Here is a 16528-nt window from a genome sequence, read left to right as displayed (position 1 = left end):
CAGACTGCGCGACTAGCGTGAGGAGGCGGGTTATCGCCCGTCTCCTTTTTGTTGCCGCACCGGGCGGTATGTCACGCGTGCGGCAAACAGGGGACGATGATGGGCGATTTTGCGATTTTCTGGGAATGGCTGAGCTTTGCGGCGCGCTGGCTGCATGTCATTACGGCGATCGCATGGATCGGTTCGTCGTTTTATTTCATTGCGCTGGACCTTGGCTTGCGCAAAACGCCAAGCCTGCCACCTCTGGCACATGGGGAAGAGTGGCAGGTGCATGGCGGTGGATTTTACCACATTCAGAAATATCTGGTGGCGCCCGAGTTCTTGCCCGAGCATCTGACGTGGTTCAAATGGGAAAGCTATGCGACATGGCTTTCGGGGTTCGCGCTATTGGCCATCATTTATTATGTGGGGGCAGATCTCTATCTGATTGATCGCCACGTGCTGGACGTGCCGCAATGGGGCGCAGTGGCGATCTCGATAGCCTCGATCGTGGTGGGGTGGATTGCCTATAACGCACTCTGCCGCTCGCCCATCGGCAAGAGTCAGAACGGGCTCATGGTGGTGTTGTTCGGCATTCTGACAGCGATGGCGTGGGCTTATACCCAGGTATTCACAGGCCGTGCCGCGATGCTGCATATGGGGGTTTTCACCGCCACAATCATGACCGCGAATGTGGCGATGATTATCATTCCCAACCAAAAAATCGTGGTGGGCGATCTCAAGGCAGGCCGCGTTCCTGATCCCAAATATGGGGCCATAGCCAAGCAACGTTCATTGCATAACAATTACCTGACCTTGCCGGTGATCTTTTTCATGCTGTCGAGCCACTATCCATTGGCGTTTGCGACCCAGTGGAATTGGCTGATCGCCAGCCTGATTTTTCTGGTCGGCGTGGTCATCCGGCATTATTTCAACACGCGGCACGCGCGAAAAGGCAACCCGCACTGGACCTGGCTGGCGGCGGTGGTGCTGTTCCTGATCATTGCCTGGCTGTCGACCGGCCCGAAACTGGCCAATTCGGCTGGGGAGGAGGTGGCGTCGCGGGCGGCCGAGCCCTTTCTGGCAGCCAGCAATTTCGCCGAGGCGAGCTTGACCGTGCAAACGCGGTGCGCAATGTGCCACACAATAGAGCCGGCTTGGGAGGGCGTGCATGAGCCGCCCAAGAACGTCATTCTGGACAATGATATTGCCATTGCCAATCACGCTAAAGACGTTGCCATGCAGGCCGGCTTTTCTCACGCCATGCCGCCGGGCAATGTCACCGATATTACGCCCGAAGAGCGTGCGCTGATTGTTGCCTGGTTCCGCGAGGGTGCCGGGCAATGAGCGCAAGGATTTTGCGCGGACGGGTGCTGAGTTTCGTTCGCGAACCGCAGGGCGCCGACGATCACGACGCCTATGTATATTATGAGGATGGGGCGGTCACCATTGCGGATGGCAGGATCGTTGCGGTTGGCGTCTTTGACGCCGCCGCAATCGGGGATGTGGTCGATCATCGGCCGCATTTGATCCTGCCGGGATTTATCGATCTGCATCTGCATTATGTGCAGGCGCAGATCATCGCATCCTACGCCGGATCGCTATTGGAATGGTTGAATAACTACACCTTCATCGAAGAGCAGAAATTTGGCCAGCAGGGTCACGCCGGGGCAATCGCCAGCGCGTTTTATGATGAGTTGATCCGTAACGGCACGACCACAGCCGTTGCCTATTGTTCCAGCCATCCGTCCTCAGTCGACGCTTTTTTCGCCGAGGCGGAAAGGCGCAACATGCTGATGGTGGGCGGCAAGGTAATGATGGATCGCAATGCGCCTGAGGCTTTGTGTGACAGCGCTCAATCCAGTTACGACGATAGTCGAACGCTGATTGATCGTTGGCATGGGCGCGGGCGCGGGCTCTATGCCATATCGCCGCGTTTTGCCATCACCTCGACGCCTGAACAGTTGGCGGCGGCGCAGGCGCTGGCGCAGGAATTCCCCGATTGTTACGTGCAGACGCACTTAAGCGAAAATGACGATGAGATTTCGTTTTCGATGCAGGCTCTATCCCGATGCCAAGGACTATACCGGTATCTACGAGGACTATGACCTGTTGGGCGCAAAAACCCTTCTTGGTCATTGCATCCATCTCAACCATCGCGAGGCACGGGTGCTTGCGGAAACACGCTCGGTAGCGGTTTTTTGTCCGACATCAAATCTGTTCCTGGGCAGCGGGTTATTTGATCATGCCCGGCTGGCGGCGGACGGCGTGCGGATCGGTGTCGCAACCGATATTGGCGGGGGAACCGACTATGGCATGCTGGCAACGATGGCAGAGGGGTACAAGGTGCTGCAGTTGCGTGGGCAGAGGTTGAACCCGCTACAGTCGTTTTTCATGATGACGTTGGGCAATGCGCAAGCGCTGTCACTGGAGGGGGCGATTGGCCAGATCGCGCCCGGCAATGCGGCGGATCTGGTGGTGCTTGATGCCGGTGCGACCCCGGCGATGGCGCTTCGACAGCAGACAATATCGAGCTTGAGCGAAGAACTGTTCCTGTTGCAGACTCTTGGTGATGATCGCAGTGTTGTTGAAGTTTATGTAGCAGGCGCAAACGCCAAGACCAGTCTAGGTGACTTGGCAGACGCTTCGGCTTGACTTAAAACGGCCGGACACAACAAGGAATTATCTATGCGCCAAGACCAGAAGAAATCCGGGCTGTCCATCTCTCCCCTTCTGGCAGATTTTATTGAAAACGAGGCGTTACCGGGCCTTCCCGTTAGTCCGGACCAGTTCTGGGACGGATTGGCGAGCCTTGTGGCCGAGCATGGCCAGACCAACGCCAAGCTATTGGCAAAGCGCGACGATTTGCAGATGAAGATCGACGACTGGCACCGGAAATACGGGCCCGTGAGCAGTAACCGGCAGGGTTATGAGTTGTTTCTCAAGGATATCGGCTATCTGGTGCCGGAACCCGACGATTTTATTATTGAGACTGATGGGCTTGATCCAGAAATCAGCACTCTTTGCGGACCGCAGCTTGTGGTGCCGGTGTCGAACGCCCGATATGCTCTTAACGCCGCCAATGCGCGCTGGGGTAGCCTTTACGACGCGCTTTATGGCACCGATGTGATTGATCGTACCGGTGATCTGGCGCCCGGCCAGGGCTTCAATCCGACACGCGGCGCTGCTGTGGTCGCGCGGGCGGCGGCGTTTCTTGATGAGGCATTCCCGCTGGCCTCGGGCAGCCATGACGCCGTCACCTCCTATATGGTTGGTGTGCAGGGCGGATCAGCGGCATTAGCGATTGCGACCAGCGCCGGGCCAACGACACTCAAGGACCAGGCCGGCTTTGTTGGCTATGCCGACAAGGGGGATCGTGCCGAAATCGTCTTGCGCCATCACGGTTTGCATGTGGTTCTGTTTATTGACAAGGCCAATCCTATCGGGGCGACGCATCCTGCCGGTCTGGCGGATGTGCTGATCGAGGCGGCGATGACCACGATCCAGGATTGCGAGGATTCTGTCGCGGCGGTCGATGCTGCGGACAAGGTCGACGTCTATCGCAACTGGCTGGGTCTGATGAAGGGCGATCTAAAGGACAGCTTTGACAAGGGCGGCAAACAGATAACCCGAACCCTGAACGCGGATCGGCACTATACGGACGTCGCAGGGGCACCATTGGTGCTCAAGGGGCGAGCCCTGTTGCTGGTGCGCAATGTCGGGCACTTGATGACGACGGACGCGGTCCAGGACAGGGCCGGTAAACCCATCGGCGAGGGGCTGATGGACGCGATTGTCACGGTGCTGTGCGCCATGCACGACGAACAGAACAGCCGTACCGGCGCTGTTTATGTTGTCAAACCCAAGATGCATGGGCCCGAAGAGGTGGCGTTTGCCTGCGCCATTTTCAGCACGGTTGAACGCGTACTGGGGCTAAAACCGCTCTCGATCAAGATCGGCATCATGGATGAGGAACGGCGAACATCTGCCAATCTCAAGGCGGCGATCCATGCGGCGCGTGAGCGGGTGTTTTTCATCAATACCGGGTTCCTTGATCGTACGGGCGACGAAATCCATACCTCAATGGAAGCGGGCCCCGTGCTGCGCAAGGACGAGATCAAGAGCGAACGCTGGATCGGCGCCTATGAGGACCGTAACGTGCTGATCGGGCTTGCGTGCGGGCTCTCCGGCCGGGCCCAGATCGGCAAGGGCATGTGGGCGCGCCCCGACGATATGGCGGCCATGATGGCGGATAAAATCGGTCACCCCAAGTCGGGTGCCAATACCGCCTGGGTGCCTTCACCCACCGCCGCGACGTTGCACGCCCTGCATTATCATCAAGTCGATGTGTTCGAGGCGCAAAAACGTCGACACAATGAAGCGACACCCGGCCTTGAAGAGTTGTTCTCAATGCCGGTTCAGGAGCCGTTTTCGCTCAGCCGCGAGGAGATTATTCGCGAGTTGGAAAACAATGCGCAGGGCATTTTGGGCTATGTCGTACGCTGGATTCAGCAGGGTGTCGGGTGTTCAAAAGTGCCGGACATCAACGATGTGGGTCTGATGGAGGACCGCGCAACCTGCCGGATATCGTCCCAGGCCGTGGCGAACTGGTTGCGCCATGGGTTGGTCAGCAAGGACGAAATTACGTCCACGTTCGAGCGGATGGCAAGCGTGGTCGACGAACAGAATGTCGGGGATCCGCTCTATCGTCCGATGGCCGAAAATTTTCAGTCGGTCGCGTTTCTGGCGGCACTCGACCTGGCGCTGCATGGCGCCGACCAGCCTGCCGGTTACACCGAACCGATTCTTCATGCGCGACGGCTTGAAGTTAAGGTTCGAGAAGCAGGCAAGGCAGGCGCTCGGGCCTAGTCGACGAAGTCGAACTTATCGACGTCAAACAGGCCGCGGTCGGTCATTTTGAGATGCGGAATGACCGGCAGCGCGAGGAACGCGACCTGCAGGAACGGCTCGGGAAGAACGCACCCTAGGGCATCGGCGGCATCACGAAGCCGGACGAGTTTGCTGGCGACGGTTTCAAAGGGTTCCTGGCTCATCAAACCGGCGATCGGCAGGGCCAGTTCGGCGGTTATCTCACCATCCATGGCCACGGCGAATCCGCCGCCCAAGGCAATCAGTCGATTGACCGCCAGCGCCATGTCGGCGTCGTTGGCGCCGATGACGGTAATATTGTGACTGTCATGTCCAACAGAGGACGCAATGGCGCCCGATTTTAGGCCAAAGCCGGTAACGAAACTGCGCCCGATATTACCGTTGCGGCCGTGACGTTCGACAACAGCGAGCTTGATGACATCGGCGGCAAGGTCGGGTTGCAAACCCGTTTCTGTCTGTTCGAGGGTGGCACTTTCGCGAAAAGTCAGAATCAGGCCGGGCTTTACCCCGATAACGGGCGTTTCGTTTCGGCCGGGCTTGGCGGGGGTATCAAAACTAGCCGGGGTTACTGTTGTGGCCTTCATCGACTCCAGACCTACGGGCGCGATGATTTTTCGCGTGTCGAACAATGCGGGCGTGACCAGCCGACCAGCGGATATGGTGTCGGACACGTGGCAATCCTCAAGAGTGTCGAGCAGGGCTATATCGGCGCGCCAACCCGGTGCAAGGAGTCCACGATCTGTCAAACCGAACAGGCGCGCGGCTGAGTGGGAGGCGACACGATAGACGTGATGCAAGGGGCGTCCCATGTCGATCAGGCGTCGAATTGAGCTATCAAGGTGGCCTTCCTCGGCAATGTCGAGCGGGTTGCGATCATCTGTGCATAGGGCGACGAAGCTGGAGGAATTTTCGTCGAGAATTTCGGCCAGTGCGGCGAGATCCTTGGAAACCGAACCCTCGCGGATCAGGATGGCCATACCCTTGGCGAGCCTTTTCACGGGCTTCGGCGGCACTCGTTGCTTCATGGTCGGTTCTAATCCCTGCGGCCAGATAACCGTTGAGCGGCAGACCGCGCAGCAGCGGCGCATGGCCGTCAATATGATCGCCCTGAAACGCCAACAACTTGGCAATGATGCCGGGATCGGCGTTGAGAACACCGGGAAAGTTCATCATTTCGGCCAGGCCGATAGTTTTCGGATGATCGCGGAACGGCTCGAGATCATCGATTTCGAGTCTGGCCCCCGATGTTTCAAAGGCGGTGGCAGGCACGCAGGACGAGAGGTTGACCCGAATGTCCATGATGGTTTGATCGGCGCAGTCGAGGAAGTAACGGATGCCATCGGCGCCCAGCACATTGGCGATTTCGTGCGGATCGCAAATGACGGTTGTGACACCATGGGGCAGGACGCAGCGATCGAATTCGAACGGGGTGACCAGAGAGGATTCAATATGCAAGTGGGTGTCGATAAAACCCGGCACCGCGAAACGGCCCGTGCCATCAATTATATTCTTGCCCTCGAAGCGCGCATGTGTGCCAACGATGCGGTCGGCGACAATGGCGATGTCGGTTGTGGTCACCGCACCGGTAATGACGTCGAGCAGACCGACATTGCGAATAACGAGATCAGCGGGTTCCTTGCCCTGTCCGGCGGCAATCATGTGGCTGAGCGTTTGAGTTGAAAGCATTGAATATCCGTTCACTAGCAATAGAGCAAAGTCGGCTGCCGCGACGGCTGCGTCAAGTCGGGGAACCGCAGGTGGATCGGTATCGTTGGTTAGTGAACGGAGTTCGACACATGGAAACCTACGATCCTCACAAAAGTACCAATGAGGCCCGGCAAGGCAATCGACGAAAAGCCAATCTACGGGTGCTGGTCATATCCATGGCACTGATTGTCATCGCGTTTATCGTACTGTATGCGATCTACACCATGACACAGCCGGGTACGGCAGGCGCAGTCTAAGCGACCTGCCGGCTACCTGATACCTCAGGGTCGCCCGCAAACTTGGCGACAATCTCATCAGCTTTGACGGGCCGCGAGAACAGATAACCCTGTAGGGTATTGTTGCCCAATCGTCCCAGAATATCGGCCTGTTCCTCAGTTTCAACGCCTTCGGCCGTGACTTGGATATTCATGGCGTGGGCCAGTGTGATGATGGCCTGAACGATGGCGACAGAATCATGGCCGTCGCTGAGTTGGCTGACGAAGGAGCGATCGATCTTTATACGGTCGACCGGGTAGCGCCTAAGATAACTCAGGGACGAATAACCGGTGCCGAAGTCATCCAGGGCGATGTGAATGCCTGATGATCGCAGGGTTCGCAGGTTTTGCGCTGACACATGTTCATCATCAAGCAAAATGCTTTCAGTGATCTCCAGCTCAAGATCGGTGGCGCGCATGCCGGTTTCATACAGGAGATCAAATACGCGGGCGGCAAAACCTGGATTGCGCAGTTGGGTTGTTGAAATGTTGACCGCGATCGTCCGACCGGGCACCTCAGCACCCAATGCGCAGGATTTTCGCAGGACAAAATCGCCAAGGTCCTCGATTAGCCCCGAATTTTCGGCGACGGGTATGAACTTGACGGGTGAAATACTGCCGAATTTGGGATGGTGCCAGCGTGCCAACGCCTCGGCGCCGACAATTTTGCGCGTTTTTTGGGCGACGAGTGGTTGAAAATGGACCGAGAGTTGGTCCGTCGTGCGCAGTGCCTCGCGTAGTTCTGCTTCGATCGTGCGCTCAAGTTGCAAAACTTCGTTCATGTGCTCCTGGTAGACCACAGCGCGATTGCGTCCGCTCGTCTTGGCCTTGTAAAGGGCAATATCGGCTTTGCGCAGCAGTTCGCGTGGTTCGGATTCGCTGGTGGAGGTGCTGACGATACCAATGCTGGCACCGACAAAAGCTTTACCCCGCTTGGTTTCAAAGGGTGTTTGGAGCGCCTCTATAACCTTTTCCGCTATTTCCGTGCAATTGCAGGTGCTCGGGCATGTTTGGTAAAGAAAAGCGAACTCGTCACCGCCGAAACGGGCGATGATGCCCTTATCCGATATTGTCTGGCGCAATCGCTCGGCAACGGCGCGTAACAACTCGTCCCCAGCCTGATGGCCCAGCGTGTCATTGACCTGCTTGAACCGATCGAGATCGAGCATCATGAGCGCTACCCGTCCCCCTTCGACGTCGCGACGCGTCAGTGCAGCCGCGAGACTCAGTGTCAAATTTTGTGCGGTTGGGCAGGCCGGTCAATCGGTCAAAGTTGGCCTGATGCATGGCGATCAGCCGTTGAGCATCAAGTTCATTGGTTGATCTGCGTAGGCGATACAACAGGTAGAAAACCAGAACCGCGGCAATCGAAAAGCCGCCTGCAAGAACGGGCGCGGTTTGAACCAGCAGGTGTGCGCCGGGCCGTTCGGGCGTCCATTCAAAAAAACCCTGCAAGCGTCCCGCAGCATTGATCAGCGGAAATGCCGATTTATCCGGATCGTGCCCGTCGATGCCGGTGAAACTGGCATTTTCGAACAATGTACCGTTCATTGTCCAACTGTTGGGTTGGCTGATATTGAGTGAAACCAGGCTGACAAAGATCAATTCGGTCCCGAGTTGCTGGGGAATTGTGCGTGTGTCCGACACGATGGGTATGACGCTGACAAGGGTGGGTTGGCCATCGATGATGGCGATGTCGGACAATTGCAACGGGGTATCGGATTGACCGGTATTGTAAGGGGTCAGCCCGCCGGTGGCGATTTCGCCGCGCAATTTTCCGACCATAGAGGCAACGGCGGGGGGAATGGCGGTGCGCCTGTCGGCTGGCACGCCTTGTCCACCGGCCATTGTGTAGAGTCGCTTGTTATCTGGACCCAGCAGTATCGAGCCATCATGTCCAAAAAATGCGAACATGCATGTGCCCAACTGCTGTTCCACCCAGACGGGATCGAAGTCAAAGCGGGTGTGGAGCAGGGTGTCATCACGCATTGCGATGCTTTGTTGTTCTTTCAGCAGACTGTCGCGACGCGCCGACAGCACCTTGGCGGCAACTTCTGTTTGCTGTGCAAGCGCGCGATTGTCGATATTGGATGTCGACCAGACAACAAAACCCATGACGCTGGCTGCTGCAATTAAGAGAGCCAGAACCGCCGAGAGCATTATGCCGGCGGACGAGTGCCGGGTTTGAATTGGTATTTTGGTGTCGCGCATTTGCCGTTCGATTAAATCTTAAACACGCATGTTATCCACCTATGGTTGCTGACTTGTTACCATCCAGGAATTCCTGTTCCATGGACGGCATGGGTGGAATGTTTGCTCCGACCATGCGCGGGTGACGGGTCGTGCTTCACTTACTGGACAATGGCGCGGGTGGCTGGTTGAATATGTTACCCGCGGCGTATTGTCGGCCAGACGTCAGGCGCGACACATAGAGGAATTATCATGACCAAAGTGAGAGCACTGGTGCTTGAGCGCCAGCACGAACTGGCGTTGCGCGACATTGAGCCTGCCCATGTCGGTTGGGCCGGGCATGGTCAGGATCGCGATCCATACCGTGGGGGTTTGCGGATCGGATGTGCATTATTACACCCATGGCAAGATTGGCCCGTTCGTGGTCAAGGCGCCAATGGTGCTGGGCCATGAAGCCGCGGGCACGATCGTTGAGGTTGGCGACGGTGTCAGCCATCTCCAGGTGGGTGATCGGGTTTGCATGGAACCGGGCATTCCTGATCCCAATTCGCGCGCATCGCGACTCGGCCTTTATAATATTGATCCTGCTGTGGAATTCTGGGCGACGCCCCCGGTCCATGGCGTCTTGACGCCAGAGGTCGTACACCCGGCCAATTATACTTTCAAATTACCCGATAATGTCAGCTTTGCAGAAGGCGCGATGGTAGAACCGTTTGCCGTCGGCATGCAGGCCGCTTACAAGGCGGGTATCAAGCCGGGCGATACGGCGGTGGTTCTGGGCGCCGGGCCGATTGGCACCATGGTTGCGATCGCGGCGTTGGCAGGCGGCTGTGCGAGGGTGATCATCGCGGATCTGGCGCAACCCAAACTGGACATCGCAGCGCGCTATCAGGGCGTTATTCCGGTCAATATAAGCAAGCAAAATCTTGTAGAAGAGGTCAGGAAACTCACCGATGATTGGGGCGCCGATTTGGTGTTTGAATGTTCGGGCTCGCCGCGTGCGTGGGAAAGCATCATGGCGTTGCCGCGCCCGGGTGGCACGATTGTGGTGGTCGGCCTGCCCGTCGAACCGGCGCCGTTTGATATTGCCACCGCCTCGACCCGAGAATTGCGGATTGAAACGGTATTTCGCTATGCCCATCAGTATGATCGGGCGCTTGCCCTGTTCGGCTCAGGCCGGGTTGATCTCAAACCGCTGATATCGGCGACATTCGATTTCGAGGACTCAATTGTCGCGTTTGACCGGGCTGTCGAAGCGCGACCGACCGATGTGAAGTTGCAGATCCGGATGGCAAAAGACTAGGCTTGCTGACGCGCGATGTCGCGTGGTTGGGTGGGCGCGATGCCAGGGAGATCGGAACCATTCGCCTGGATTCTGGGTTGTTGAAACAACTCGGAAGGGACGTGATATGGATTTCGGCAACGGTGTGGGATTGGTGGAAAGTTACCTGCCGCTGCACATTGTATTGATCCGTTTGTTTATCGCAGCGGTATTGGGCGGCGTCATTGGATTTGAACGTGAAGTCCACACCGCTGAAGCTGGATTGCGTACCCACATTCTGGTGGCGGTCGCGGCGGCGCTGTTTACCATTTTGACCTTCGAAATATTTCATACGATTTCAGAAAACGGCGAGACGCCGCGCGCTGATCCCATTCGCGCGATCGAAGCTGTTACCGCCGGAATTGCCTTTCTGGGTGCAGGCGCAATTTTCAGGAGCGGGGCAGGTGTTCAGGGGCTAACGACCGGCGCCGGTATGTGGCTCGCCGGAGCGGTGGGCGTAGCCTGCGCGCTCGGTTACTATCTGATTTCGCTCGCAGTTTCAGTGTTTGCGATAGTCATTTTGGCGGCGCTGCGGGCGTTGGCACATAACTATATCCGTCGCCAGGATGAGCTGAAAAAACAGAACGACGGAGATGAAAATGCCAGCACAGTCGAAGGCCCAGCAAAAGGCAGCGGGCGCGGCCCTGTCGGCCAAGCGCGGTGAGACCAAGGTCAGTGAGACTCAAGGGCGCATCGAAATCGATGTATAAATCGATGAGCGAGAAGGAACTGGATGAGTTGGCCAGCACGGAGCGAAAATCGCTGCCTGACAAGAAAGACAGCTAGCGACGCGCATTTTCGCTAACTCTTGACACGGTCGTCGAACAATTGATGGGCCAGATCGATAAAGCGTTTGCCGCGCTCTTCGAAATTCTTGAACTGATTGTAGGACGGTGCGCCCGGTGACAGGATGATGGTGTCAAAGTCGTCCCTGTCGGCAAGCGCCTGCATGGCGGCCTCAAGGTCAGTCGCGCGGATAATCTCGACCCGGGCACCAACATTGCTGGTGGCGACGGCCAACCGATCCCCTGTTACCGGCAGGCAGACCAGGACCGTCACGCCTCGACTATCGAGCAGGCTTGCCAGTTCATCATAGTCCTGTTCGCGTTCGTGCCCACCGGCAATCAGGGCGATTTTCCGATTTGGATAGGCGGCAAGCGCGGCCTTGGTGGCCTCAGGCGTCGTGGAAATTGAATCATTGACGAATGTGAGATCGCTAATTCGATGTTCTTCGAGGCGATGGGGAAGGGGCATAAAGGCTTCGATCCCCGCCACAACGCCCTCGATAGTCGCCCCAGCGCCCAGCGCAATTTGAGCCGCCAGCTGGGCGTTGTCGCGATTATGGCCGCCCTTCAGACGCGAACTATCGATGGCGTCGTTGACGATCCGCCGCTGTTCGTCGCTCAATCGGGGCAACAGTCGGTCGGTGCCGCCCAGCGCCGCCAATACCAGACTATTGGTCTGGGCGGCGGCGCCAAGCGCAATCCTTATTGGCCCTTCCCGATTGATCAGGTGCAGCTTGTCCTTGTAATATTGTCCCACGCTGCCGTGCCAATCGACGTGCTCTGGATAAAGATTGGTGATCGCGGCAATATCGGGCAGGAAATTCATGTCAGCGGTTTGATAGCTGGACAGTTCCAATACAACGACCGGATAGGCGTCGGCCATGTCGAGCGGGGCAACGCCGACATTGCCACCCAGTCCGGCATGGATGCCGCTTTCGGTCAGCATCAGATGAACCAGGGTTGCGGTTGTCGACTTGCCCTTGGTGCCGGTAATGGCAATGACGCTTCGGTCCTGCCGAAAACTGGCGCCCCAAAGATTAAGGTTAGAGGTTACGGTGATGCCGGCCCGTTCGGCGACATCGAAAACCGGTTTGTAGCGCGATACGCCGGGACTTTTGACAATGTGGCCGAATTTTTGGGCAGCAATAGCGCCATCGATGTCCTCCGGCGGGATGAAATGAGTGTCGGCAATATCGGCTTGACCATTGTCGGCGGTGACATAGACGCGCAACTGGGGTTGTTGGCGCGCAAGGAAGGACCGCGTCGAAACCGCCTCCCGACCGGCACCATAAAGCAGGATCGGGGCTTCAAAGTGCATGGGGCGCTACCCGGGCGACAACAGCGGCTGGTATGTGATGATCATCGGCATCGTCGAGCAATGCCTGACGGGCGGCGGTCAATGTTGCGGCGCCGTACTGGGCTTTCAGATCGACCCTCAATGTTGCGACAATGACGTCGTGTTCCCAATCAGGGGTGGTGGTCAATGCAAATAGACAGGCGGCAGCTTCGAGAATTTCGCCCACGCATTCCCAGGGTTTTTGTCCTGCCAATCCGGTCAGTTCGCGGAATGAAGCCTCGTGGTCGGGATCGTTGAGCAGGTTGCGTCCGAAAATCTCGATTAATCTCTGTTTGTCCATGACGGGGGCAAAGATCAAAAAGACGAAATGACATTTTGGGCATTCCCCGCACCACAAAGGTCCGTCGTGACCGGACAGGCGGAAATTGCGATTGCAGCTGGAAAACACTTTGTCATAGCGCGTCTGGCGCACGAACAATGCCGCGATGCGGGCCTCCGAATAGGGGCGCAGCAAGGAAAAATACTGCAATGCGCCAGCGGTGGCGTCGGCTAGGACTTCGGCAATCAGTCGCTCAAATCCGAGCGATTTTGAATGCTGATGATTGGCTTGGCGACCGTCGAATTCGACATTGCCTTCGCTGGCCGAGCGCTCATTGGATAGAACAATCTGATTGAAACCAAACAATAGCGCACTAAGCGCTGCTATCATCGAATTGATTGCCGTCGACGGCACGTGGCCGTTGAAATAACCCGGCTGGCCGGCAAGGCGCATCATTTCAGCGTCAAGCGTACGAGTGACATAGATTGGTGGTGCGCCGATTTTGGCGACGCTGGTCAGGATTGGTCCCTTGGGGTTGACGGCAAACGGCGTAAAATCGATCCCGGCCGCCTGCAGCAGTTCGACACTGACGAGGGAGTCCTTGCCGCCGCCAATGGGCAGCAGCGCGCGATTTGGCAATGAGGGTACGTCCGTAACGGGGGCATCAGCGGGTGGTGCATCAAGGACCAATCGGCCAAAACGCCGCAAATTGTTGCGGGCGTAAAATTCGCCAAGGCCATTTTCATAGATATCAATGATGAATGCTCGTTGGCCATCATTCAACGGCAGGTCAGGCGCTACAATATTCAGCGGCGCTTTCAATTTGAAGTAACTCACGCCAAGCACGAGCGCCGTCAAGTTGAGCAACTGCGAAAATGCCGGGGAGTCGACATGTTCAAACGCTTGGGTGCGTGGAAACGCCAATGTTTCGACAAAATGCATGTCATCAAGGCGATAGCCAAATCGGGCCACGCCGATGGCAGCGTCAAATTGGGGGCGTTCGACCAGAAATTGCATATCGGGATGAGGTCCAGCTGGCGTCCGACGATGATGTCGCAACTTTATATAGCGATTGAAACCGGATTCGTCAGTAGATGCGCATTTGAAGGCGCATGACAATGTCGGTGCCCAACCGCTGGTAGCCATATTCACGCATGGTACAGGTCCAGCCATTGCCGCTTTTTTCAATGCGGAACAGGTTGTAGCGCGCCGGATCATCCAGTCCGCTGCCCTGGGCGGCGCTGGCGGCGGCAACGCCAATGACGGGTACTTCGTGTTTGAGTCCCGAGATTGAATGGATCGAGGAGCGATGGGTGTGACCGTGCAGGATCAGCTCGGCGCCGTGTTCTGCAATAATCTTGCGGAAAAGTTTGTGACCCTTGAGGCCGAATGAGGGATGCTGCAGTTCAGGGTTGGGTGGGTGGTGGATCATGACGACGCGAAAAAGTCCAGCCTTACCTGTCTCGGTCAACAGGCGAGCCAGTCGCGACGCCTGTTCATCGTCAAATCGCCCGGTGGCGAGCAGTGGCCGTGTGGGCACTGCGCTGGAGCAGGAGATGACGGCGATGTCGTCCAGACGGCGAATGAACGGAAAGGCACTGCCGTCAGAGCCTTTCCCCTTCGATATACGGCCCCCATTCGTGTTGGGCTCGCTCAAGGGCGCCGGGCACATAGGCATCATGATTGCCGGGGCAAACGCATACGGTTTCGGCCGGGCCAACGGTTTTGAGCCATTCGCCGGCCCGGGTGATCTCGGCCTTGAGCGCCAAATTGGTCAGATCGCCGGTGACGGCGACAAAATCCGGTTTTTGCTCACGCATATGATCAATGAGCGCCTTCAGGCCCTCGCCGCTGAGCGTGTCGCGGCGCATGATCTTCCAATTAAGGAACCCGGTCAGCCGTTTTCCCATCAGATCCTTTAAGGAAACATGGGGTAGTGGCGCGAGATGAATATCGGAAATATGGGCAAGTGTTGTCATTGCAGCGGTAATGGCACGCTTGCGCGGTCAAGAAAATGGGCAATTGGCGTCACTGACAATTTTGTCATGCCACGGTTCCTGATATCCATGGTGCAAAGCAGGAGCCAATCATGCAGATGAATCGCTTTCAAAGAGTGCGCGCCAAAGTCTATTTGAACGTCATGGGTCTGTGGCGGCGTATGACGTTGGGCACGCGAACCATGCTGGTGGATGGCGACAAGGTGCTGCTGATTCGACACGCCTATATTCCGGGGTGGCAATTTCCAGGGGGCGGGGTGGAGCCTGGAGAAACGCTGGCGGGTGCTGCGGCACGTGAATTGCAAGAAGAAAGCGGCTATCGCGTGATTGGGCCGATGCAGTTATTTGGCATGTATCATAATTGCAGCCCGATCACTGATCGTGATCATGTTGCCTTTTATGTCGGCCACAAATTTGAAAAGGCAGTCGAGTTCAAGCCCAGCTATGAGATTGCCGAGATTGGCTGGTTTGATCGGTCCAAGTTACCCGATAAGGTAACGCCCGCCACATCGCAGCGCATCGACGAATATTTTGACGATGCGCCGCGCCGGGACATTTGGGGCTACTAGCCGAGAAACGCCAATTGTGGACCGATGGGAATGATCCGATGCGGGTTGATCGTGGGATGGCTCCAGTAATAGTGGGTTCGAATATGGTCCAGATCGACGGTCTGTTTGATGCCGGGTACCTCGTATAGCGCTTTTAGATAATGAGACAGGTTGGGATAGTCCGCGATGCGCTTGCGGTTGCATTTGAAGTGGCCGACATACACCGCATCGAACCGCACGAGAGTGGTGAACAGGCGCCAGTCCGCTTCGGTAATGGCATCACCCGCAAGATAGGCGGTCTGCCCGAGAATGTCCTCGACCCAGTCTAAAGCCGCGAACAGATTTGCTACCGGTTCGTCATAGGCTTCCTGGGTGGTTGCAAACCCGGCCTTGTAAACACCGTTGTTGATGTCGTCATAAACCCGCGCGTTGATCTGGTCGATGCGTTCGCGTTGAGCCTCAGGGTACAAATCCTCTGAATTGCCGGTCAACTCGTTGAAGGCCGAGTTGAACATACGGATGATTTCCGAGCTTTCATTGGACACTATGGTGTTGGTTTTCTTGTCCCACAAGACAGGAACGGTGACGCGACCGGTGAATTCAGGGGCGGCCTTGGCATAAATTTGCCAGAGATGGTCCAGACCGTACAGGGCGTCCCCAGTTGAGCCTTCGTCAATAAAACTCCAGCCGGTTTCGTCAGGCATTTTTGGCGCGACGATGGAGACTGAAATCAGGTCTTCCAACTGGCGCAATTTACGCACGATCAGGGTGCGGTGGGCCCAGGGGCAGGCGAGCGAGACATAGAGGTGATAGCGGTCCGCTTCGGCCACATAGCCGCCTTCGCCGCTGGGACCGGCGCTGCCATCGGCGGTAATCCAATTGCGAAAACCCGATTGGCCGCGCACGAATTTGCCGCCGGTCTTTTTGGTGTCGTACCATTGGCTGGACCATTGTCCATCAATCAGCATGCCCATCTTGTACCCTGTCCTTGTCATTTGGTTTGCCGGTGTGCCGCGTTTCTGGAACGCTTGCGACGATATCCCGTTCACTTAGGAACACGGTGCCGAAAAGATTAGATGCGACATCGGCAACACATTGTTGCCTGCATTGAATTGGGGGCATCAATATTCTGGCCGATCGAACGAGGCTTTATGTTTACGTGGAGATTGTGCGATGCTATGCGGAAATCAGGCGTGGAGGCGCCCAGGATGGCGAAAGTT

General features: G+C 56.9%; 12 protein-coding genes and 4 pseudogenes. 8 read left to right on the top strand and 8 right to left on the bottom strand.

Annotated elements, in window-relative coordinates:
- Window positions 1-99 precede the first annotated feature (99 nt).
- From PSQ19_RS08965 to PSQ19_RS08955, 3 genes and pseudogenes are all read left to right on the top strand, one after another.
- Window positions 100-1326, top strand: coding sequence for a urate hydroxylase PuuD (locus PSQ19_RS08965; protein ID WP_282220655.1), 1227 nt, complete (start codon window positions 100-102; stop codon window positions 1324-1326).
- Window positions 1323-2634: pseudogene (gene guaD, locus PSQ19_RS08960) on the top strand (guanine deaminase). Before PSQ19_RS08965 ends, guaD begins: the two are co-directional and overlap by 4 nt.
- A gap of 33 nt (window positions 2635-2667) precedes the next feature.
- Entirely contained in the window at window positions 2668-4848 is a 2181-nt protein-coding gene (locus tag PSQ19_RS08955; protein ID WP_282220496.1) for a malate synthase G, read from the top strand.
- Here the strand turns inward: PSQ19_RS08955 and ade are convergent.
- Window positions 4845-6555, bottom strand: a pseudogene (gene ade, locus PSQ19_RS08950) (adenine deaminase). The gene PSQ19_RS08955 and the pseudogene ade overlap by 4 nt on opposite strands.
- 110 nt (window positions 6556-6665) lie before the next feature.
- On the opposite strand from ade, the gene PSQ19_RS08945 reads away from it, so the two are divergent.
- A complete protein-coding gene (locus tag PSQ19_RS08945; protein WP_282220495.1) occupies window positions 6666-6833 on the top strand; it encodes a hypothetical protein in 168 nt (55 codons plus the stop codon).
- On the opposite strand, the gene PSQ19_RS08940 is transcribed toward PSQ19_RS08945, so the two are convergent.
- Both PSQ19_RS08940 and PSQ19_RS08935 read right to left on the bottom strand, forming a co-directional pair.
- Window positions 6830-8086, bottom strand: a complete 1257-nt coding sequence (locus PSQ19_RS08940; RefSeq protein WP_282220494.1) for a putative bifunctional diguanylate cyclase/phosphodiesterase — start codon at window positions 8084-8086, stop codon at window positions 6830-6832. The genes PSQ19_RS08945 and PSQ19_RS08940 overlap by 4 nt on opposite strands.
- On the bottom strand, window positions 7986-9062 hold the full coding sequence (locus tag PSQ19_RS08935) for a CHASE4 domain-containing protein (RefSeq protein WP_282220493.1): 1077 nt from the start codon (window positions 9060-9062) through the stop codon (window positions 7986-7988). The genes PSQ19_RS08940 and PSQ19_RS08935 overlap by 101 nt, the downstream gene beginning before the upstream one ends.
- A gap of 231 nt (window positions 9063-9293) precedes the next feature.
- Here PSQ19_RS08935 and PSQ19_RS08930 point away from each other — a divergent pair.
- From PSQ19_RS08930 to PSQ19_RS08920, 3 genes and pseudogenes are all read left to right on the top strand, one after another.
- A pseudogene (locus PSQ19_RS08930) lies at window positions 9294-10344 on the top strand (NAD(P)-dependent alcohol dehydrogenase).
- 106 nt (window positions 10345-10450) lie between these two features.
- Entirely contained in the window at window positions 10451-11026 is a 576-nt protein-coding gene (locus tag PSQ19_RS08925; protein ID WP_282220492.1) for an MgtC/SapB family protein, read from the top strand.
- Window positions 10962-11148, top strand: a pseudogene (locus PSQ19_RS08920) (DUF3008 family protein). Before PSQ19_RS08925 ends, PSQ19_RS08920 begins: the two are co-directional and overlap by 65 nt.
- A 15-nt stretch (window positions 11149-11163) precedes the next feature.
- On the opposite strand, the gene murD reads toward PSQ19_RS08920, so the two are convergent.
- From murD to PSQ19_RS08900, 4 genes are all read right to left on the bottom strand, one after another.
- Window positions 11164-12465, bottom strand: a complete 1302-nt coding sequence (gene murD / locus PSQ19_RS08915) for a UDP-N-acetylmuramoyl-L-alanine--D-glutamate ligase (RefSeq protein WP_282220491.1) — start codon at window positions 12463-12465, stop codon at window positions 11164-11166.
- Window positions 12455-13780 (bottom strand): hypothetical protein, encoded by a 1326-nt coding sequence (locus PSQ19_RS08910; RefSeq protein WP_282220490.1) that lies wholly within the window; start codon window positions 13778-13780, stop codon window positions 12455-12457. Before PSQ19_RS08910 ends, murD begins: the two co-directional genes overlap by 11 nt.
- 70 nt (window positions 13781-13850) lie before the next feature.
- The gene (locus PSQ19_RS08905; RefSeq protein ID WP_282220489.1) at window positions 13851-14420 is read right to left on the bottom strand and encodes a metallophosphoesterase family protein; all 570 of its coding nucleotides are present in this window, start codon (window positions 14418-14420) and stop codon (window positions 13851-13853) included.
- On the bottom strand, window positions 14368-14742 hold the full coding sequence (locus tag PSQ19_RS08900) for a metallophosphoesterase family protein (RefSeq protein WP_282220488.1): 375 nt from the start codon (window positions 14740-14742) through the stop codon (window positions 14368-14370). Before PSQ19_RS08900 ends, PSQ19_RS08905 begins: the two co-directional genes overlap by 53 nt.
- Window positions 14743-14852: 110 nt before the next feature.
- Here PSQ19_RS08900 and PSQ19_RS08895 point away from each other — a divergent pair, with 110 nt between their 5' ends.
- Complete coding sequence (locus tag PSQ19_RS08895; RefSeq protein WP_282220487.1) at window positions 14853-15329, top strand: NUDIX domain-containing protein; 477 nt, start codon at window positions 14853-14855, stop codon at window positions 15327-15329.
- On the opposite strand, the gene PSQ19_RS08890 is transcribed toward PSQ19_RS08895, so the two are convergent.
- The gene (locus PSQ19_RS08890) at window positions 15326-16282 is read right to left on the bottom strand and encodes a glutathione S-transferase family protein (RefSeq protein ID WP_282220654.1); all 957 of its coding nucleotides are present in this window, start codon (window positions 16280-16282) and stop codon (window positions 15326-15328) included. The genes PSQ19_RS08895 and PSQ19_RS08890 overlap by 4 nt on opposite strands.
- Window positions 16283-16528 lie beyond the last annotated feature (246 nt).

Source organism: Devosia algicola (genome assembly GCF_028816455.1).
GTDB classification, from domain to species: Bacteria; Pseudomonadota; Alphaproteobacteria; order Rhizobiales; family Devosiaceae; genus Devosia; species Devosia algicola.
Note: the sequence above shows the minus strand (reverse complement) of the source record. Positions and strands in the feature narration are given on the sequence as shown.

Excerpts from the sequence above, each read along its gene's own strand:
- PSQ19_RS08965 (WP_282220655.1), top strand. The coding sequence starts at position 100 with ATGGGCGATTTTGCGATTTTCTGGGAATGGCTGAGCTTTGCGGCGCGC.
- PSQ19_RS08955 (WP_282220496.1), top strand. The coding sequence starts at position 2,668 with ATGCGCCAAGACCAGAAGAAATCCGGGCTGTCCATCTCTCCCCTTCTG.
- PSQ19_RS08945 (WP_282220495.1), top strand. The coding sequence starts at position 6,666 with ATGGAAACCTACGATCCTCACAAAAGTACCAATGAGGCCCGGCAAGGC.
- PSQ19_RS08935 (WP_282220493.1), bottom strand. The coding sequence starts at position 9,062 with ATGCGCGACACCAAAATACCAATTCAAACCCGGCACTCGTCCGCCGGC.
- PSQ19_RS08925 (WP_282220492.1), top strand. The coding sequence starts at position 10,451 with ATGGATTTCGGCAACGGTGTGGGATTGGTGGAAAGTTACCTGCCGCTG.
- murD (WP_282220491.1), bottom strand. The coding sequence starts at position 12,465 with ATGCACTTTGAAGCCCCGATCCTGCTTTATGGTGCCGGTCGGGAGGCG.
- PSQ19_RS08910 (WP_282220490.1), bottom strand. The coding sequence starts at position 13,780 with ATGCAATTTCTGGTCGAACGCCCCCAATTTGACGCTGCCATCGGCGTG.
- PSQ19_RS08900 (WP_282220488.1), bottom strand. The coding sequence starts at position 14,742 with ATGACAACACTTGCCCATATTTCCGATATTCATCTCGCGCCACTACCC.
- PSQ19_RS08895 (WP_282220487.1), top strand. The coding sequence starts at position 14,853 with ATGCAGATGAATCGCTTTCAAAGAGTGCGCGCCAAAGTCTATTTGAAC.
- PSQ19_RS08890 (WP_282220654.1), bottom strand. The coding sequence starts at position 16,282 with ATGGGCATGCTGATTGATGGACAATGGTCCAGCCAATGGTACGACACC.